The sequence below is a fragment of the Marivirga atlantica genome (assembly GCF_016734805.1).
Taxonomy (GTDB): Bacteria; Bacteroidota; Bacteroidia; order Cytophagales; family Cyclobacteriaceae; genus Marivirga; species Marivirga atlantica.
Genome location: NZ_JAERQG010000001.1, coordinates 1,062,467 through 1,082,724 on the forward strand (window position 1 = coordinate 1,062,467; position 20,258 = coordinate 1,082,724).

Below are 20,258 nucleotides of genomic sequence, written 5' to 3' on the forward strand. Positions count from 1 at the left end.
TAAAAGTCCGCATAATCATATTAAAAAATTAACTCTGTCGTAAAGACTGAATCATAGGCTTTATACATCTTTGATAAACACGAAGATGTATGAAAACTCACTACAAAACGCTTGTTATTTCTGATGTTCACTTAGGCACTAAAGGCTCTAAAGCGAAGGAGCTTGTTAAGTTTATGAAGCAGGTAAGCTGTGATAAGCTGATCCTAAATGGAGACATTATCGATGGCTGGCAATTAAAGAAATACGGTAAATGGAAAAGGAAACACACCCGCTTTTTTAATCGTATTTTAAAAATGATAGAAGAGTTCCAGACTGAGGTAATTTACCTGCGTGGCAACCATGATGATTTTCTTGATCAGATACTTCCCTTTAAAGTAGGTAATCTTTCTATCCAACGAGATTATGTGCTGGAAAGCGGAGCCAAGAAGTATTATATTGTTCATGGTGATATATTTGATTCAATCACAACTAACCTTAAGTGGGTGGCGAAATTAGGAGATGTTGGCTATACATTTCTTTTGTGGGTAAACGGTCAATATAATAATTACAGAAGAAGAAAAGGGCTTCCCTATTACTCGTTAAGCCAGGTAGTTAAGTCTAAAGTTAAATCTGCAGTTTCTTATATCGATGATTTTGAAACCCAACTTGCTGAAATAGCCAAACTTAAGAATTGTGATGGTATTATCTGTGGACATATTCACCAACCAGCTATTAAGGAGATCAATGGTATTCATTATATGAACTCTGGTGATTGGGTAGAATCAATGAGTGCTTTGGCAGAGGATAAGAATGGCGAATGGAGTTTAGTCTATTTTGCTGAAACTAAGGATAAGTCTTTTGATGTGCCAGTAGCTAACAGAACTTTTTCTGCTTACAATGACACTGAAGAGTCAGATGAAGATATTGAGGCTTTAAGAAAAAAGACGGCCTAATTCCTAATATTAGCTGAAAGGCTTTATATTAGGCCATGGCCCTAATCAGCAAGAAAAAGAAAATATTCTCTGTTAGTGATAGACTTCTAAAATACTTAGCGCACAACGGTCGCTCGATGTCTATTCCTATCGCATATTCTGATCTTACCCGTTTCGACAACGCAATACCTCTTTACGATTCAGATAATAAAGATACCCTCTGGGAAACTATCTTTTTTCCTCAAGATGATATGAAGCACATCTATCATGGCTTGAAAACCATCTACGCTATTTTAAAAGCGGATGGTGACCTTTCAGTGATGGAGCATTTATATGTTGATAGGGTGGATGCCTGCACCTACGGAAACACCTATCCTTTTCGGGTACGCATAGTGAATAGAATAAACGATAACTTCGATTATTTCTACATTAAGAAGGCTGATGCTTCAAGAATTTATGGATTAGAGCTCGAACACTTACTTTCACCTAATAGGATGAGCTATCTGGTTGATGGAAACACTTTAATTGAAGAACATATACCAGGTATACCAGGAGATCAATTCATCAAAAACTATATGAATGATGCTAAGCTTAATAAAACCAGGCTAGCTAAAGAATTTGTTAAGTTTACTGAGCGCTGCTTTGTGAGGTTGTTAGGAGATATGCACTCCAGCAACTTTGTAATTGATATCACTCCTGATTTTGAAGAAATCCATTATCGGATTAAATCAATAGATTTTGATCAACAGTCATACGAAGGCCGTAAGGCAGTATATATGCCTCAATACTTTAAACAGAATAATCCTATTATCGATATAGGCGTTCAAATGATGACTCCTGCAACAGTAAAGCAGTATCAAAAAGAGGAGCGCTCATTAATTGTAAACCGAATAAAAGCTTCCTCTCATAGTTTAAAAGAGCTTATGAAAAGCATGCGTAAGGATACAATTTCTTTACCTGAAAATGTTGCTAACCTAAAACAGGAACTTGCTGAACATTACAAGCATGATGATTTCAAGAATTGTAAAAGTATGGGTGACATCGTAGCTACCAGTCTGCAATACCTGGTAGACCATCATTAGGGCTTTAGCTAATTTTTAGTAAGTACAATCATTTGGTTTAATGATTTAGTTACCTGGTCAAAGAAACTACTCAGTGCTTTGTATTCATTCGCCATGAAAATCACTTTGTTTACGTCTATTACATAAGATAGAGTGATGGTATTACCGCTTCTTGAAACTTGATATCTAAAATCGCAATTAAAGCTCTCCATCGATACAGCATTGGATTGTGGCAATGATTGAATGGAGTATCCTTCAGGAATTTTATAGGTGAATGATCCCTTTCTATATAATGGCGCATAAAGTGTAATAGGGTTTTGCCTGTCTACATCCGGAAAAGGATTACTTGTAAATTCATTTTTAATAAGAGGATTGATCCGAATGGTTGTTCCATCTGTTTTATCAAAAGGCCTGGCAAATACAAGCTCTTCTTGAATCACTTTATTGTCATTAAATTCATCTTTCACATCATGACTTATAATATTCCATTTTGGATTTTCGAATATAGTTTCTATCAAATAATCATTATAAGAGCGGAAGTCTGTTAGGTATTGGGTGTCAAAAGTATACACACTATAACCATCTCTTTTAACTCTGTACTTTCCGGCAACGGTGGCACTATCAGTTATACTGAAATTACCTTCTATTTCTTCTCTGTCATCAAAAAGGAAATTTAAAGGATATAGGCCATTGCTACTTTTAGAAATTATTAGCCCACCATTATTAATACAATTGGGAGCTAGCATATTGAACAATAAATTCTTGTCTGAAGCATCTAAAAAGTAATTCTGATCCATTGTTCTCACAAACACCACATACTTATTGAATAGCTCAAAATAAGGAAAGTCAGGATAGACAGGTCGGTTGTCAATTGTACTTAAAGCTACCAGATAAGCGTCATAACCGGCCTGATTGAGCATTTTAGCTAGTATCATATTTATTTGTTGCTCATTTCCTCTTCTTCTGTTATAAGTTTGTTGAAGATTTTTATCGTATAGATTGTTATCAACTTCAAAATTGTTACGCACAAAGAAATAGAACGATTGTATGTTCTTTTCATCAGTGAAACTTCTGTGATAAATCTGGTCTACTTTTTCATTCAAATATTCGGCCTTGAGTTGAATTTGATTGAAATAAGGGTCGCTTGCCCAGTTAAAAGCTAGTTCTTCATAAGCTTGTGGCAGTAAATAAACAGTAGTAAAATCTGGGAGGGTATATTCTGCTAAATGATAACTTAACTTTGATATAAAGAATTCGTCACCGGGGATGTCTTGCTCATACTTATATGCTGCAATTGAATCCATTTCAAATGTTTCTAGCTGCATATTATAAGGTTCGCCTTTAATACTATCTGTCGTAATAGAACGCTCTATATCAGTTAGATTTCTTACACCTTCTAAAAATTTATAGAAGAATATGAATGATGGTATTTTAGTGGTAAAAGTTGACCTTAAAACAGGGATGTCATTTTGGAAATACCAGTTATGAATGTTTTTCCAATCACCAAACTTGAGTTGGTAGGTAAACTCTACAATATCGCCTACTTTAACCTCATTGGTGTTGTATGAGGCTTCCAGCTGATTGTCTTCAATTTCTTTTACTTTAAAAGCGGATTGCTTGACAGTTGCTTCCTGAACCTTATCGCCCGCTAAACGGTATACTTTGCCTTCAATTTTTATGAGAGAATCCTCCTTGGCGTAAGGCAAACTGAAGTTCCCCCATTTTTTACCACTCTCTTTAAGTATTTGAATGCGGATGGTGTGATTAAAATATAGTTCAAGCTCATTACTGTAATAAATATATCCGCTGTCAAGCTGAATAACCGCTTCGTCATCACCAATAAAGTCGCCTTTTACGCTGAAGTTAAGGGGGGCATCAACCTCTTGTGCGGAAAGATTGTATGAATTAATGAAAGCAAGTAAAACAAAAAGTGTAGATAAGTAGGCTTTAGCTCGGTTCATAGAGTGTAACAGTTGAAATCTTATTGACGATTGATTTAAGAAATTGTTCAGCAATTATTGTTCCAGTTATCAATAAAGTTTATAAAATCAGCTTCAGATCACTCAGGCAACCTATTTCATGCGTAACAGAAGCCTCATGTACTTTCTTATCAGGATTAAAATAAATCTGATCCATTCCGAAATTACGGGCGCCTAAAATGTCTGTTTGTAAGTTATCACCAATCATAACACTTTCGTTCATGCGGGCATCAGCTTTGTCAATAGCATACTTAAAAATAGATGCCATAGGCTTTTTATACCCTGCGCTATCTGAAGTAACTACTGTATCAAAAAAGGTGTTTAGCTTGGCATTTTCTAGTTTGATGTATTGCACATCGTTAAACCCGTTAGTTAAAATATGGAGTTGGTATTTCGGTTTTAGATACTCTAATACCTCAAAAGTATAGGGCAAAACATACGGTTTTGTGGGGCATAACATCAGGTACTCATCCGATAAGTTTTCACTAAGTATGCTGTCTTTGATAGCATAGTGATCAAGAATTTTTAGAAAACGCTGCGATCTGATAGCATCTCTGCTAATTCTATTTTTGTTAAAATCATCCCACAAACCTCTATTAACCCAATCAAAAGTTTCTAGAAAATGATTGTTATCAGGCACGCCTAATTCAAGTAATTTGTATTTCAGGATAAGTTCATTTAAGGCTTCAGCTGAATTCTTTTCATAATCCCAAAGGGTATGATCTAAATCGAAAAATATATGTTTGTATTTTTTTAATTGCTCCATTTCTTATTGTGTAATTTATTGAGTGCTAACTCTCTATTAGAGTACATTACCCTAAATGTTTCCTGATCATTTTGTAATAATTGATCTTTCTCTACAAATCTAAAACCTTGTGAGAGCAAGTCCTTTACCTCTTCTTTGATATAATAAAACACCCATTGATCTACCTTTCTTGAGTTGAGCACGCCATTATTTTTTAAGTAAAGTAAATGTCTGGAGGTTTTTGCCTGTGTAAAATCCAGAATGAGCTCTAAGTCAGAAATACACATTTCTTTATTTTCGTGTATCAAGAATAATATGCGTAATCTGGAATCGTCCGATAAACACTTAAAAACCTGAGTGATAAAATTGAGCGTAAAATTTTTTAAACGCATGTGAAATAATGACTCTTATTTGATAGAATTGTTATTAAAGAACTGAAAGATACAAATTTAAAAAACGGATTTTTACTTAGAACGTACAAGTACTGAACTTTCTAATCGTTTAGATACTTATATTTTAATATTATATTTGCGCTTATATGAAATGCATTTTTTACACCATAGTAGTTTTTTTATTGATAGGCAGCACTGCTTTTGCACAAGATGCAGCTTCAAATGCCGATCAGGACTCTAAAGTAATTCAATTTACAGGTGTAGTGTTAGATGCCGATAGCTCATCTATTCCTGGTGTGCATATTTATACACCAGTTTATGGCAGAGGTACTTCTACTAATGTATATGGGTTTTTCTCAATGCCGGCACTTGAAGGTGATAGTCTCATAATTAGTGCTGTCGGTTTTAAGAAGAGCAGGTACATAGTTCCTGAAATTAATGGACAAACTTTAAAAGTGATCATTACACTGGAAGCTGACACAACAGAATTAGACGAAGTACGAGTATATAATATGCCTCCGACTGCGGAAGCATTTAAACAGGCTGTGTTAGCCATGCAATTACCATCAGAGTACGGAAATATAACTAATAATTTATCACCTGCTACTATGCAGGAATTGATGAAAAGGCTTCCTCCTGATGGCTCCTCTAACCATAGGTGGTTTACTCAACAGCAAGCCGCTTACCAACAAAGAAGATATTCAGCCCCAGTTAACCCGCTATTGAATCCTATGGCTTGGGTGGAATTATTCAGGTCAATAAAGAGAGGCGACTTTGAGAATAATGATGATTAGAACAATTTAATAATTATCTAATAGCCTGATTAATCCTTCCTTTTTTGTTATCTTCTAACAAGAATTTTTTAGTTAAGTGAAATTCGTTTAATTTCACCTTTTTGCTAATTGAAATAAACTACTGTTAATCTACCGAATCATTGGTGTGAAACGCCTTTTTGTAATATGTCTGGTTCTAATTACCACTGTGGATTACACTCATGCCACAGACTGGGAAACCCTACTTGAAAAAGGCTCAGGCAGAGTAGATATTTTTTATTACCCGACTGAACCTTTTATTTACAAAAATGAGATAGGTGAACTGGAAGGTATAGAAAAAGAGATTCTGGAATCTTTTTTCCGTTTTGTAGAGAAAAAATATGAAGTAAAAATCTTTAGAAACTGGGTTGAAGTACCAGAGTTTGATTCTCTCTTTCAGGATGTGGCAACACACGAAAATGCTTTCGGTATATCCTTGATATCAAAAACCAGAAGAAGAGAAGAAGTTGTGGCTTTCTCTAGTGCCTACATGCCCGATGTTAGTGTGCTAATTAGTAATATTTCCGTTCCCTTCATAAACGATACTTCAGAAATTAGCATACTTGACGGATTTGAGGCAGCAACTATAAGCAATACCACCTATCAGGATGATTTACTGGATTTATCAGAAAAATTTGATCTAGGGTTAAAACTCATAAATGTAGCTAGTGAAGAAAACATCATTGAATTAGTAAGCATTAACAGCAGTATGGTTGGCTATGTAGGTCTGCCTTTTTATGTAATTGAAATTGGAAGAGGTAATCCTGTTAAGAGGCAAGGAACGTTTCAGGTTAAACGTGATGGCTACAGATTCATTTACAATAAAAACTCTGGCTGGAAAGAGGCTGTACAGAAATATTTTGAAAGCTACCTATATAAGGCAGAAGCGGATCACATCATCAGACGATATTTGGGTAATGACTATTCAGAGCTTATTTGGGGCATAGCAGGTAGTAAGCAAGCGCAGAATAACGATACTGAAATAGAGTTTCTTAACAGAGAAAAAGAATTACAAAGTAAAAGTCTATTTCAATCTCAGCAGGAAAAAGAAATGCAGCGGCTTGTTATCATAGCTACAAGTATAGGACTGCTGTTTGTTGTAATAATTGCTTTTTTGCTAGTTAACAACAATAGGAGAAAGGGTAAAATCAACCAGATGCTAATGGAAAAGCAGGATGAACTAGAGCTCCTATTAAAACAGCTTAATCAGCAAAAGGATGAAATAGGTTATCAAAGGAAACTGCTTCAGCAGAAGAACAAGCAATTGGTCAATATTAATAAGCAAAAGGATGATTTAATTGGTTTGGTAGCCCATGATTTAAAAAGCCCAATTAACCAGATGACTGGTTTGATTAACTTATTAGGTTTTAAAAGTGATAGTTGGGATGATGAAGAGAAACAACTTTATGAAAAGCTAGAGCAATCAAACGGGCATTTGAAGGAGCTTGTTGAACGAATACTTGACTTAGAGGCTATCAGAGAAGATTCTTTAAACTACCACATTACTAAAGTAGATATGATCACTTTGGTAAAGGAAGTGATGGATGATTTTGAAGGAATAGCCAAGCGTAAGGATATTAAAATAAAGGGTGTAAAATTAGATGAGGCTTACTACGTAATGGCGGATGCCTTTTTCTTAAAGCAAGTATTTGAAAACCTTTTGAGTAATGCTATCAAGTTTTCACCTCATGGTAAGCTTGTAGAATTGATAGCTGAGGAAGTTGATGAGTTTTATCATATCATAGTAAAAGATCAAGGCCCTGGGATTTCTAAAAAAGACAAGTCAAAACTTTTTACCAAATACCAAACACTCTCAGCAAAGCCAACGGGAGATGAATCTTCAACTGGTTTAGGTCTTTCAATCGTAAAAAAATACGTTGAGGAAATGGAAGGCAGCGTTTGGGTTGAAAGCGATGAAGGCAAGGGCGCTGAATTCTATGTTTCTTTTAAGCAAGCTAAATAATTTCAGTTAGCTGGGTTCTACTTATCTTTTGTAGGTACACTCTTTCAAATCTATCAGCAAGGAATGTTGTACCCAAAACAGCTATTCCACCATCTTCAAAAACTTCCAAATCAGCAAATGTAAAAGGGTTAAGTGTGCCGAGAAATAATGTGTTGATGAGGTCTCCTGTATTCTTATCAAAGAAATATAATATTACTTGCCTACCTTCTGTTTCAGAGGCTATGATAGCGTATTCATCTGTCCCGAAACTATAATCAACAATTTTACTGATAGCGTTAGGCGCAATTTCAGGAACTTTTCTGTTGAAATAATTAACGCTTGAGGTCACACTATTAGCTGATAATTCAGTGCTTCCTGAGAGAAAGTGATCTGAAAATTGATAGGCAATAAAGGCATAGTTATTTCCACCGATTGGCAGCAGGTATTTCATTGCGGCATCAGTATTCTGACCTTGAATTACACCAGTAGGGTCATCACCTAGGTCTGTAAAAACCAATGACATGGTAAAATTGTAAAAACCGTTGAAGTAGTAACTACTATTAGGCGCTTGTCCACAGAAAAATGGTAATCTATCTTTTCTTCTGGTAAAGTGATCTGTTATGGCTTCAAGCACATTATTTCCGGCTCCAATAGAGTAGCTGGCCTGATTTTGTATTTGGCCATCAATACTTACCAGGCTCATAACAGATTCTCTACTATCCTGATTGTAGCTTAATAGTATGAGTTCATTATTTCTATTAAGGCCGGCAGCAAGTGGATATGAAGTACTCATATTTAAAGCGGTGAAATTTAAATCACCAGATGCACTTATTGAAGCCAGATGAGGCCTTAACGTATTTCTATCCATGCAGAAAAAGTAGTGTGTAGAACCCAGCTTGATAAGATCTTTAGTAGGGGCTACAAATTGATCTTCCAGTTGTTGTTCATTCTTAAACTCTCCACTCAATTCGGTAGTGATGAGGTTAATACCATAAAAATTGCTAACGTCCAGCCTTCTTTCTGAAAGTATAAAAATATTACTATCGGATGCACCAAGAGCTGTTGGCTGATAGCTCACATTATAATTTTGATCATCATAAATTTGAAGAAATGCATCTTCAGGTGTAAACTCTTCTTCTTTGCAGGCAGCAAGAATTAACAAACCAATGATTAAATAAGTAAATCTTTTCATGGCTATTATAAGGCTTTGAATTGGCTATCGATATAGCGTAAAGGGAATACGAAACTGATGGAGGCGCTGTAATTACTCAGGCGGTAATCATCTTGCTTTTCACCTATTGCCAGAAATAAACTTTCTTTATTTCGTGCTGATGGATCAACCACATTATTAAAGCTGTGACGATATTGAAGATCCACTACTGTTCTAATATTCCAAAAGTCGAAGCTGGCTCCTATTCCACCAAGAACTCCCCAATTATTGAGGAATTCATCTTTGTTGTTGGAATTAATACTCGTTCTGTTGTAGGTAATAGCCGTACCTGATGCATAATCGGTCTCTCGTATGGCTACTTCTTTGTTCGCATCAAAAACAAAACTGTAGAAGGCACCGGCCATGGCAAAAGGTCTTACTTTACCGTCCAGTATATCATACTTTAAGGCTACGGGTACATCAATAAATGTTACGGATTGATTAGTTGTGTATTCAGTTTCGAACCGCTCGTTTTCTGCATCACCTATCCATGAGGTTCCACTTTCATAAGTAATATTGTGTTTGAAGAAAGTAGGGAAAGTGCTCAATGAGAAACCGGCATGGTAAAAGGTAATATCTAAACCTACATGAAAGGCTGGTCTTTCGAAATCCATATATTCCTTCTCGAGCGATTCTTCATCATAATTGATGGGATAAAATCCTGGGAAACGCTCAATAGGCGTAGCATTTGTAAAATTTAAACCACTTCTAATGCCCAACCACCACTGTGTTTTCAGGAAATCTGATGAGCCGGGTTTTTTTGGCTGTTTTCTTTTTTGTGCAAAGCTCAACTGGCTTAGCAACAAACAGCCGATGAATAATAATAAGGTTCGTTTCATGTGTATAAGCTTATTTCATAGTTATTTCACTATGATTTTTCTACTGACATTGATGTGGTTAGCCTTTATTGAGATGTGATACATTCCAGTTTTAAGATCGGTAGTATCAACTATTAATTCGTTTTCTCCCTGAGTGATATTTTGAGTGCCTCTATGCATTACTTTCCCTGTTAAATCTATTAGCTCGTACTGAAGCTTACCGCTACTAATTGTTGTAATGGTAATGCTCGCTTTGTCGGAAGCTGGGTTAGGATAAGGCTGACCAACAGTATACCTGGAGTCAATAAAGGCAGTGTTTCCAGTTACTTTATCAGATACCATATTGACTTCTGGTAGTGTATTACCATTGTCATCAGTAGCATTGAAGAAATCCTTGAAGAAAATATCTTGATTGATTACTGATTTCTCAACAGCAAACCAATCATGAAGAATACTTGCATAAAGCTGACGGTAATCAAACTGTAAATCAATGTTACTTTTGCTCATATCAGGATTTGTACCGAAGACTCCGGCATTTACTTTGTCACCAAAAGCCATTACGGCTCCACCCTTTCCGTGGTCAGTGCCATAGCTGCCGTTTGAAGGAATTCTTCTTCCAAATTCAGACATGGTGATTGTCAATACTTTGTCTGAAATTCCTCTGGCCTTCAAATCTTTTTGGAAAGCTTTTAAAGCTGCAGAGATATGATACATTTTTGTAGAATGTGTACCCATAGTTGAATCATACGACTCTACCTGTTGAGCATGCGTATCAAAACCACCAATTTTCACTAAGAAAACTTTAGTCTTGATCCCACCACCTAAAAGCCTGCTTACAAGTTTAAGTTGCCCACTCAAAGGGTTCCTTAAATTGCCGCTTGGTGCATTGAAGGGATAAACTTCAGGATACTCTACTGAGCTATCTGATGAAGCCTCATATATTTGCTGAAGTCTTCGAACATAGGTTTCTGACTTATCCTCCAAACCTAAAATCCAATCCATTTCTTTTTTGTAAGCGGAACCATTTAAAAATTCAGGCGGCAAACCTCTGGGGTCTATGCCCTCATCCCCGAAGCCTTCAAGGTTTTCAATTTGGTTAAGTAATCCTGCCGGGCTATTACCAAGTGAAATGGATGTAGGGATGTTTCCTTCCTGGTGAAAAAGTAAGGATGAATCATTACCCATTTCAAGCGCTAGCGGATCGGGCATATCGTTATTAGGGAAATCATCAGGATAGCTTTGAGGCGCATAAGTTTGTGCCAGATATCTACCTATCCAGCCAGAGGAGTAATAATCCTCGAAATCACCACCCATAAACCAAATGTCTCTACCCCTAAAGTGAGAGCCGTTATTCTTTGGATAAGATACACCTTGATAAACAGCTGCCTGACCATTGTCATACATTTCTTTAAAATCGAACATATCAGGGTGTAAACCCACCTGATCGGCAGAAGCCAAAGTGCTATCAAGCGGAATTAACGTTCTGTTACCGCTTTTGTAAGGGATGGCAATATTGGCACGTCTGCTATAATAATGGTCGTAAGCCTCAATAGGGATGAAGCTGTTGATGCTGTCATTACCGCCATGCATTTGAAGAATAACCAACACATTATCATTGGTGCTATTGTGTACCAGGTTTTTCAATGGCTTATGTGACGAAAGCAATTGCAGCGGGATGCCCTGAAATGCAATGGGTACTCCTGCCGCTAGCCCTAAATTTTTTAGAAAATTTCTTCTTTTCATCTTCACTGAGTTTTTGCTTACATCAATTGATATTCCGGTGATTGAAGTACTCCGTTGAATAAATCAAGCAATTGTCTACTTACTGTTTCCCTATCCACATTATTGGTCCATCTAAAATTCCAGGCTTCTTCAGGGTTCTCGTCTATAGCGAAAGTGTTTAGGAAGGCATCCAGGAAATATAGCAATCTTTCGTTCGTGAGTTCGCTGGAATTATCTTCAAAGGCAATGCTATTTGATAGGGGTAAGAAATGTCTGCAAACTTCTTCAACTAATAACCTGGCATTTGAAGCAATTGAGTCATCTATAAACTTTTCTACATATTCAATGGGCGAAAGCATGTTGAGCTGTAGATCGTTCATCATATTAAAATTTAAATACTGAACGAAAGCATAGCGCTGCGTTAAATAAGTAGTGGTAATCCAGCTTCTATGGTATATAGGGAATTGATGGTAAGCCGAATAGCCAGCAACCTCATAAGGTTCGTAAAAGGCTAGTCCCATATCATCAATTCTGCTCAATAATGTTCCTGAAGCTTCATAAAAAGCCTCATACTCATCTATATAATCAGGTAATTCTAACTCAAAACTTCTGGCTTGACCTATTACCAAATCAATGGGTGACTTGATAATACTTCCATAGCTGTCATCGGTAACGCCCGCTGCACCTTCATAAAACTCTCTACTTGTAAAGAAAGCTTCAAGCACTGGTTGAATTCTGAAATCATTATCTCTAAAAACTGTTGCCAAATCAGTTATAATGCCAGCCTGAACGCTCTCATTTATTTCATGATAGCCGAAAAAGCGATATAATTTTCTTGCAATATGTAAGCCCGTTTCAGTTTGGTCGAATATAATATCTACCAATTGCTGAATTTCATCTAAGGCACTTTCAGGGGTGGCATTACCATTTAATAGTAAGTCAGGATCAGGAGTAATGGTAGCATCTCCAAATCTATAGCTTAAAGTTTTAGGATCATTGTCGTGCTGATTAGCCGTTTGCCCATTACCCTTTACGCTTCCTGTTGGTAATTCAGTATCCGGATCAATATTGCTGAAAGTGTTATCAATATCAAAACCAGACATTACGCGTGCACCTTCTTGAACATCTTGCTCTGTAAAGGTTCCGTAATCTCCTTCGCCCTGACTGTCCTTATCAGCTCCTTCCAGCCCTCGCCCAATTGTATATAATTCCAGGAACTCGCGCGCATAGTTTTCATTGGGATTGCCCTTTACATTGAGTCTACCATCCAGAAAACGCAGCATGGCGTTATCTACCGTAATTTTCTTACAGAGTGATTTAAAATTTAATTCCTCTTCCAGGTAGCTGTCAAAAGCAAATTTTCTGAATAGGGCATTCTGAAAGTATAACGCTCTGCTATTACCTACTACTGATTTCTTTGTCGTGAAATGCGTATGAAGAAAGAAAACTAATCTTTCTCTAAAAATGAACGCTAACTTTTGTTCTTCTGGTACCTTAGGAGCAAGGTATAAACCTAACTGCCACCTCAAAAAATAACTTTCTAATTCAAAACCTTCTGAGTTAGCATCTGTGGTTCCACTTTCAATCCATTCAGTTGCTGTAGCAGGATCAATCGGTAATTCAGGATCTGGCAATTCATCCATAAATAATCTCTGGATGGCTTGCTGAGGTGTTAATGCGGCAAACTCATTAACGAGTGCAACTGTAGCACCAAAAACAGTACGTCTCAAAAGGTGTGAAGCTCTGTTAAATCCTAGAGGTTCTGTAAGTGGAGTTAAAGCCATAATTTACTGATTAGCATTGTTAAAAGTAGCAAGTTTTTATACAGAAGTAAATACTTATCTATGATTATGTAATGTTTATCGAAAGATTGCAATTGTTTATAGAAGTGTTTAGTTCTTCTTGATTTGTGCTTTCTTTCTTCTAATTTTGAAGATATGAGACAATTTATAGCACTACTCGCCTTTATTTTAATTTTATCATCATGCCAAAAGGAAGATCCTAAGACCATCTACTTTGTAAGGCATGCTGAAAAAGATACTTTATACCCTAAGGACCCTGCACTTACTATTGAGGGAGTTATGCGTTCTGTTGATTTAGCCGCTTACTTTAAGCATATAAAAGTTGATACCATTTTTAGTTCAGACTACAAACGCACCAAAGAAACGGCTCAGCCCTTATCAGAAAAGCAAGGAGTAGGCATCGGTATTTATGATCCTATGGATTTTGAAAGCTTTGCTGAGAACTTAAAAAGTCTAAAAGCCGATACCATAGTAGTAGTAGGGCATAGCAATACGCTTTTGCCACAAATGGAAGCTTTAGGAGCTGAAAAGCCACAAGCTGAAATTACTGAGTTTGAATATAATAAGTTGTTTGAATTTCATTTGGTAGACAAATCAGTAATAACCCATACTTATGGTTCTAATGGAAAAGTTAAAAAAAGCAATAAGCTGATTAATACTAAATCAGATAAATCGAACATTTCTCCTGTCAATTAATTATTGATAGGTGCATTTACTACTCAAAACCAAGGTTGATCAAAACTACCTCAAAGTTAAGGAAGGCTTTAACGAGGATTTATTTACCAGTCTTAACCCACCATTCCCACCAGTTGAACTTAAAGAGTTTGGTGGCAGTGAGGAGGGTGACATTGTTCACTTAAGGTTGAACTTTATCTTTTTCAAGCAGGACTGGATAAGTGAAATTACCTACGATAGAACCAATATAGAAATCTTTGAATTTATTGATGAAGGTAAAAAGCTTCCCTTCTTTTTAAAGTACTGGAAACATCACCATAAAGTACTGAAGCTTGATAATAATACGTCAGAAATTGTTGATGACATCACCTTTAAATCTCCTTTCAAGCTGATGGATTATCTTTTATATCCTGTACTTTGGCTACAGTTTGCTTACAGGAAACCTATTTATAGGAGGTTGTTCAACCGATAAATAGAGCCTTTCACAAAAAGATATCAGTTAATATAAAAATAATATACACCTAGCTTTTATTAGCGCCCATTTCTTGCTTGTTTTGTACCTTGTGGATTAAAAATTCCATTAAAGAATGACAAAGCGATTCAACTTAGGAATATTTGCAATCTTATTCTCGATAATACTGTTTAGCTGTTCTGATCCCGAATGCTATGAATTCACCTCTGAGGATAATGAATGGTTCCCATATTCAGAGGGGGATACATTAATTTTTGGAAATAGTGAAGGAGATACGCTGACTCTTGTGGCGGATGAGGTGTCTTTTATTTCACGCGATTTTAGGCCAAGTGTGGAATCATTCGATGAACTTTGCGTAAACACAAAAGTAATGACATTCCATAATATTCTAGGTAAAGGAAGAACTGAAAAGTTTCCATTCGAGTTGCACTATTATATTCAAAATGTAGGTGATCAATTTGCTGTAACATTTAGTGAAGTTATTTTTACGCCTAAAGGGGAAGAATATTATTTTGATAATGCTATCAATTTGAATTATAATTTTAATAATGGCTCAACAAAATCATTAATCGTTATTTCCGATTCAACATTACTTAATATACCACGACCAGAGTTTACAGTCTTCCGATATGGTTTCGATAAATCTGGAGTTAAAATATTCAATTTAGGTTTAGACCCGGACGCAACGTTTGAACTTATAGAACAGAAGTAGAATAAAAGCAAATTCTGATTATTAAAGCACGTGTACAATTCACGTGCTTTTTTATTTTACTACTAACGCGAGTTTAAAACTCGTGCTACAACAAACCTCAATGTTCTTACATTGAGGTTTGTTTTTTTACCCAATCAAATCACTAATCCTTTCCCGCCACATTCCGTTCATTAGTTTGCGAATAGCTCGATTTGCAACTAAATTCATTCCATGGAACTATCAACTGCTCAACTCAAATGTATAGGTGAATTCTCAGAAGTACCCGATGACCAACTCCAATGGCTTATCGATCATTCTGAACTAAAGTTTTTAGAAGTAGGAGATACTATTTTCTCAAGAGGTGATCCTATTGATAAAATGTTCATTGTGTTAGAAGGTAAAGCTTATATCAAAATCAATCAGAATGGCAATTACAAACACCTAGCTACTATTGAAGCCAAAAATATTACAGGTTTGTTGCCTTACTCCAGAGCAAGTTCAGCTATTGGAATTGCCGAGGTGGTAGAACGAAGCAAAGTGTTAATTACACCAAAAGAGCAGATCCTTGAATTGGCCACCAAACACTATGAATTAACTGAGGCATTGGTGCACGTGATGACCAACCGAACACGAGAGTTTGCCAAACAGAATGTACAATCAGAGAAAATGATGGCGCTTGGTAAACTTTCAGCGGGCTTGGCTCATGAGTTGAATAATCCGGTCTCAGCGATTTCACGCAGTGCGTTAGAGTTGCAAAAGCAAATGCATCACACACCAGAAAAGTTTAAACGCATCATGGAGCTTAAGCTTAACTCAGATCAAACGGATAAAATCAACAGCATTCTTTCAGAAAAAATCAATCATAAACCTACTGACCAGATGAGCCTTCTGGAAAGGAGTGAGGCTGAAGAGGAACTGGAGGATTGGCTTAGCAAAAAAAACATTGACAGAGCTTATGAGCTAACAGAAACACTGCTTGAATATGGTTTCGACCTTAGCAACCTGGAAGAGGTTTGCAACATTGCCGGCAAGGACAATTTCCAAACAGTACTTACATGGATAGAGAATAGCTTAAGCACAGAAAAAATAGTCGTTGAAATTCAGGAAGCTTCTGAAAGAGTTGATAATCTGGTGAAATCAATCAAAAGCTTTACTCATATGGATCAAAGTCCGGAAGCTCAGCCAACCGATTTGATCAAAGGTATTAATGATACGCTCACCATTCTTAACCATAAGCTGAAAACTAAATCGATCAGTGTTGATAGAGATTTCGAAACAGATTTACCGAAAGCCAAAGTGGTGATTGGAGAAATCAATCAGGTTTGGACAAATATCATTGATAATGCCATTGATGCGATGGAGCAAAATGGACAGCTTAAAATTAGAATTTTCGAAGAGTCAGGTTGTATCTATGTTAAAATAACTGATGATGGCGAAGGTATTTCAGAAGAAAATCTGAATAAGATTTTTGATCCTTTTTTTACCACAAAAGCAATTGGCAAAGGTGTAGGTATGGGGCTGGAGTTGGTACAAAGAATCGTTAATCAACATAATGGTAAAATATCGGTTGAATCTAAGAAAGGAGAAACCACATTTACGATAGGCTTGCCACTGGCCTAAAACTGCAACGAAAAAACATGAAAAAACCAATCATATTTGTTTTAGATGACGATGCGCAAGTCCTAAAAGCTGTCACGCGCGATTTAAAATCTAAATTTCAGGAATCCTATCGGATACTCAGCACAACAAGTCCCCATGATGCTATTGAGGCTGTGGAGGGATTGCTCAAGAAGAACGAAGTAATAGCACTTTATTTGGTTGATCAGCGCATGCCCGAAATGTTAGGAGTTGATTTCCTTAAAAAGGTAAATACTTTCTTCCCTGAAGCCAAGAAGGTTTTGCTAACGGCTTATTCTGATACCGAGGCCGCTATAAAAGCCATTAATGAAGTGCAGCTCGATTATTATTTAAATAAACCCTGGAGCCCCCCTGAAGAGAGACTTTTCCCTGTACTGGAAGATTTACTGGGTGCGTGGCAAGCGCAATATATTCCAGAATTTGAAGGACTTAGTGTGATCGGTTATCAATATGCTCCTTATTCGCACGAAATTAAAGATTTCCTGGCCAGTAACTTATTTCCCTTTCAATGGCTCGATGTGGAGACTAGTGAAAAGGCACAGCAATTGGTGGAACTACACAAATTAGAGGCTAAAGATCTGCCTGTGGTGTCTTTTGGAGATGGGGAATGCATGAGTCGGCCAACCACTATAGAATTGGCTAAAAGATTAGGACTTAATGCCGAAACCAAGGATGACTTATATGATGTCACTATCATTGGAGCAGGTCCTTCAGGATTGGCAGCTGCAGTTTACGGAGGTTCAGAAGGCCTGAAAACTTTATTGATCGAGAAACATTCTCCCGGAGGCCAGGCAGGAAAAAGCTCAAGAATCGAAAATTATTTGGGCTTTCCCAATGGATTAAGCGGTCAGGATTTAACACACAGAGCTATCACTCAGGCTAAAAGATTTGGTATAGAGTTTCTTTCACCGAGAGAGGTAGTTTCATTACATACTAAAGACAATTATAAAATCCTTAAAATGAATGATGGGGCTGAAATTAAGTCCAAAAGTATCATCATCTCAACAGGTGTGAATTATAAAAAACTTCCTGCCCCTGGCGTAGAAGATTTCACCGGAGCAGGAGTTTATTACGGTTCATCCATGACCGAAGCACAGGCTTGCAGGAATAAAGAAGTCTATATTGTGGGTGGAGGCAACTCGGCAGGTCAGTCGGCTATTTATCTTTCCAAATTTGCCAAAAATGTTTACATCGTCATCAGAAAGCCTGACCTCACAAGCAGTATGTCTTCTTATCTTATTGATCAGATTAATACAGTAAGCAATATTCAAGTGGTGGCTAATACAGAAATCACTAAGGTTGAAGGAGAAAATGAGCGTCTAAGCTGTGTTGAATTAACGGATGTTGTGTCAGATGATAAACGGAAATCACCTGCTAATGCCTTGTTCATTTTCATTGGCTCAAAACCTTATACTGAATGGATAATGGATGAGGTGCTACAAGATGAAAAAGGCTTTTTGAAGACTGGAAAAGATTTACAAAACGATGAGCACTTTAAAGCTAAATGGAAAATAAAAAGAGATCCTTATCTTTTGGAAACCTCAAGCCCTGGTATTTTTGCATCTGGTGATGTGCGCTCGGGCGCTATGAATAGAGTAGCTTCTGCAGTGGGGGAAGGATCAATGGCTATTAAATTTGTGCATCAATATTTAAACGAAGTGTAGTAGTATGGCTTTAAAAGAAAAAGTTTGTGATCATCTGAAGGAGTTTGACCCAGGCAATAAGAAAAACGCTGAAAGTTATGAATGTGCAGAATGTGTGAAATCAGGAGACATGTGGGTGCATCTACGTACTTGTCAGCAATGTGGCATTACACTTTGTTGTGATTCATCACCAAATCAACATGCCAGTAAGCATGCTAAGGCACATCAGCACCCTGTAATCACTTCTGCTGAACCTGGAGAAAACTGGGCATGGTGCTATGAACATCTTAACTTCTTAAAGTTTTAGTATAGTAGAAGTTTGATGTTTTCGAGTAATCAAATAAAATACAGGACTATTTTTTGAATGAATGGAGGTTGATAAAAATTATATTGGTTAATTTTGCCCCCTTAAAATCAACCTTTTATGCGCCATTTATTTTTACTGCTTTGCCTGGCAGTTAGTAATGAACTTTTTTCTGCAGCTACAGTACTTGTTGAAGTTGAACACCAAGAAAATGTTAAGATTTCCCTAAAGGATGCCGCCTTGGGTGATTACTTAACCTATCAACCAATTTTCGACTTTCCTGAAAAAACCACTTTCGGACTGGATGATGGCAGTTTTACTCTCCTAGAGGTTGTGGTGGATGGTGAACCATATTTGCTTTATGTTAAGGGTAGTTATATCACCATTGATCTTAAAAATTCTAAAATAAAGAGTGATGCCTTTTTTCTTTTTAATCGTAAGAAGGACTTTTTTGAAACCAATGTAAATGGGAAGTGGCTACTTCATCTGTTTGAAATAGAAAAGTATTATAAAAATCAATTAACTACTATTGATAGTCTAATTCAAGTTGATAATGCTTATGGCTATCAGGAAAATGGTGTTAAATACTGGGATAAACGTTCAGCAAAAAAGCTACTCAACTATATTGACAAGCATTACAGTAACGGGCAGGACTTCAAACTGAAATATAATAGTCCTTCATTCATAAAATTTTCAGAACTGCTTTATTCATTGGCCTTTCAATATTCTGAGAAAGATATAAGTAGAACCCTCAGCATTGAAGAGCAATATGAACTTATCAAAAATACAATGCCTGAAGGTATGGTTCAGGCTGTTCAATTATATCATTTTTTTAGACCATCCGCACCCTTAGTGGTTATGGAGTCTGCAAATACTGTTGATGATTTTAAAGTTTTAGATAATCGTGTGAAGTTTGCTGCTCAGAAATCCATAGAACTTAAAAAGGCCAATATGTTACCTTCTGAATCAACTGAAATTAATTGGGTAGTTGGTTTCGATGTAGATGAATCTTTAAATGCTTTCTTTTCAAAACGTGACTATAAGAAACCTGCAATCATCGTTTTCTGGACCACTTTTGGGGGTGCCATGGATTATGAATATCATCACTTAAAACAATTGCAATCCACATTTGGTGATTATTTCGATTTCATATACGTATGTGTGAATGCTTTTGAACAAGAGCAAAAGGCAAAGGCAATTATAAGAAGGGAGGGTTTGAGTGGTAATCATCTTTTTCCTAAAAGTGCGGATGCTTTTTGGAAGAGTGAGTGGAAGGACAAAAGGATTTCTACACTGCCTTTCTATGTCATAACAGATGCCAATGAAGAAGTTGTTCTAGCTGTTGAAACCCCTTTAGATTTTAATGAACGTATTCAGGCTCAAATGAAACTTATTAAAAAGAATAAAAAGACTGGACTGACTAATTGATCGAATCTACTTC

General features: G+C 36.6%; 18 protein-coding genes. 11 read left to right on the top strand and 7 right to left on the bottom strand.

From position 1 onward, the window contains the following. The first annotated feature begins 89 nt into the window (after positions 1-89). Positions 90-932, top strand: a complete 843-nt coding sequence (locus JKP34_RS04710; protein WP_201918210.1) for a UDP-2,3-diacylglucosamine diphosphatase — start codon at positions 90-92, stop codon at positions 930-932. Between the two features lie 35 nt (positions 933-967). Next, complete coding sequence (locus JKP34_RS04715) at positions 968-1,993, top strand: hypothetical protein (protein WP_201918212.1); 1,026 nt, start codon at positions 968-970, stop codon at positions 1,991-1,993. A gap of 8 nt (positions 1,994-2,001) precedes the next feature. Here the strand turns inward: JKP34_RS04715 and JKP34_RS04720 are convergent, their stop codons facing one another. The 3 genes from JKP34_RS04720 to JKP34_RS04730 all read right to left on the bottom strand — a co-directional run bounded on the left by JKP34_RS04720 (position 2,002) and on the right by JKP34_RS04730 (position 5,088). Next, on the bottom strand, positions 2,002-3,933 hold the full coding sequence (locus JKP34_RS04720; protein ID WP_201918214.1) for a DUF3857 domain-containing protein: 1,932 nt from the start codon (positions 3,931-3,933) through the stop codon (positions 2,002-2,004). Between the two features lie 79 nt (positions 3,934-4,012). After that, entirely contained in the window at positions 4,013-4,717 is a 705-nt protein-coding gene (locus tag JKP34_RS04725) for a YjjG family noncanonical pyrimidine nucleotidase (protein WP_201918216.1), read from the bottom strand. Beyond that, positions 4,705-5,088 (bottom strand): ArsR/SmtB family transcription factor, encoded by a 384-nt coding sequence (locus JKP34_RS04730; RefSeq protein WP_201918218.1) that lies wholly within the window; start codon positions 5,086-5,088, stop codon positions 4,705-4,707. The genes JKP34_RS04725 and JKP34_RS04730 overlap by 13 nt, the downstream gene beginning before the upstream one ends. A 146-nt stretch (positions 5,089-5,234) precedes the next feature. Here JKP34_RS04730 and JKP34_RS04735 point away from each other — a divergent pair, with 146 nt between their 5' ends. Next, positions 5,235-5,882 (top strand): carboxypeptidase-like regulatory domain-containing protein, encoded by a 648-nt coding sequence (locus tag JKP34_RS04735; protein WP_201918220.1) that lies wholly within the window; start codon positions 5,235-5,237, stop codon positions 5,880-5,882. A gap of 187 nt (positions 5,883-6,069) precedes the next feature. Then, on the top strand, positions 6,070-7,863 hold the full coding sequence (locus JKP34_RS04740) for an ATP-binding protein (RefSeq protein WP_201918222.1): 1,794 nt from the start codon (positions 6,070-6,072) through the stop codon (positions 7,861-7,863). Here the strand turns inward: JKP34_RS04740 and JKP34_RS04745 are convergent. The 4 genes from JKP34_RS04745 to JKP34_RS04760 are packed head-to-tail and all read right to left on the bottom strand — an operon-like array spanning position 7,856 to position 13,376. After that, positions 7,856-9,034 (bottom strand): hypothetical protein, encoded by a 1,179-nt coding sequence (locus JKP34_RS04745; RefSeq protein WP_201918224.1) that lies wholly within the window; start codon positions 9,032-9,034, stop codon positions 7,856-7,858. The genes JKP34_RS04740 and JKP34_RS04745 overlap by 8 nt on opposite strands. Before the next feature lie 5 nt (positions 9,035-9,039). Continuing rightward, positions 9,040-9,891: an outer membrane beta-barrel protein gene (locus JKP34_RS04750; protein ID WP_201918226.1), complete on the bottom strand. Its 852-nt coding sequence runs from the start codon at positions 9,889-9,891 to the stop codon at positions 9,040-9,042. Between the two features lie 21 nt (positions 9,892-9,912). After that, positions 9,913-11,613 carry a DUF1501 domain-containing protein gene (locus tag JKP34_RS04755; RefSeq protein ID WP_201918228.1) on the bottom strand — a complete coding sequence of 567 codons (1,701 nt, stop codon included), beginning with the start codon at positions 11,611-11,613 and terminating at the stop codon, positions 9,913-9,915. A gap of 17 nt (positions 11,614-11,630) precedes the next feature. Then, positions 11,631-13,376 (bottom strand): DUF1800 domain-containing protein, encoded by a 1,746-nt coding sequence (locus tag JKP34_RS04760; protein ID WP_201918230.1) that lies wholly within the window; start codon positions 13,374-13,376, stop codon positions 11,631-11,633. Positions 13,377-13,529: 153 nt separating this feature from the next. Between JKP34_RS04760 and JKP34_RS04765 the strand changes: the two genes are divergently transcribed. The 7 genes from JKP34_RS04765 (at position 13,530) to JKP34_RS04795 (ending at position 20,245) form a co-directional block, all read left to right on the top strand. Continuing rightward, positions 13,530-14,090: a SixA phosphatase family protein gene (locus tag JKP34_RS04765; protein ID WP_201918232.1), complete on the top strand. Its 561-nt coding sequence runs from the start codon at positions 13,530-13,532 to the stop codon at positions 14,088-14,090. A gap of 10 nt (positions 14,091-14,100) precedes the next feature. Then, complete coding sequence (locus tag JKP34_RS04770; protein ID WP_201918234.1) at positions 14,101-14,541, top strand: SRPBCC family protein; 441 nt, start codon at positions 14,101-14,103, stop codon at positions 14,539-14,541. A gap of 115 nt (positions 14,542-14,656) precedes the next feature. Then, positions 14,657-15,253, top strand: a complete 597-nt coding sequence (locus tag JKP34_RS04775) for a hypothetical protein (protein WP_201918236.1) — start codon at positions 14,657-14,659, stop codon at positions 15,251-15,253. A gap of 210 nt (positions 15,254-15,463) precedes the next feature. Continuing rightward, positions 15,464-16,852, top strand: a complete 1,389-nt coding sequence (locus tag JKP34_RS04780; protein ID WP_201918238.1) for an ATP-binding protein — start codon at positions 15,464-15,466, stop codon at positions 16,850-16,852. Positions 16,853-16,869: 17 nt separating this feature from the next. Then, the gene (locus tag JKP34_RS04785; RefSeq protein WP_201918240.1) at positions 16,870-18,534 is read left to right on the top strand and encodes an FAD-dependent oxidoreductase; all 1,665 of its coding nucleotides are present in this window, start codon (positions 16,870-16,872) and stop codon (positions 18,532-18,534) included. 4 nt (positions 18,535-18,538) lie between these two features. Next, the gene (locus JKP34_RS04790) at positions 18,539-18,820 is read left to right on the top strand and encodes a UBP-type zinc finger domain-containing protein (protein WP_201918242.1); all 282 of its coding nucleotides are present in this window, start codon (positions 18,539-18,541) and stop codon (positions 18,818-18,820) included. Positions 18,821-18,937: 117 nt separating this feature from the next. Beyond that, positions 18,938-20,245 carry a hypothetical protein gene (locus tag JKP34_RS04795; RefSeq protein ID WP_201918244.1) on the top strand — a complete coding sequence of 436 codons (1,308 nt, stop codon included), beginning with the start codon at positions 18,938-18,940 and terminating at the stop codon, positions 20,243-20,245. Positions 20,246-20,258: the final 13 nt, after the last annotated feature.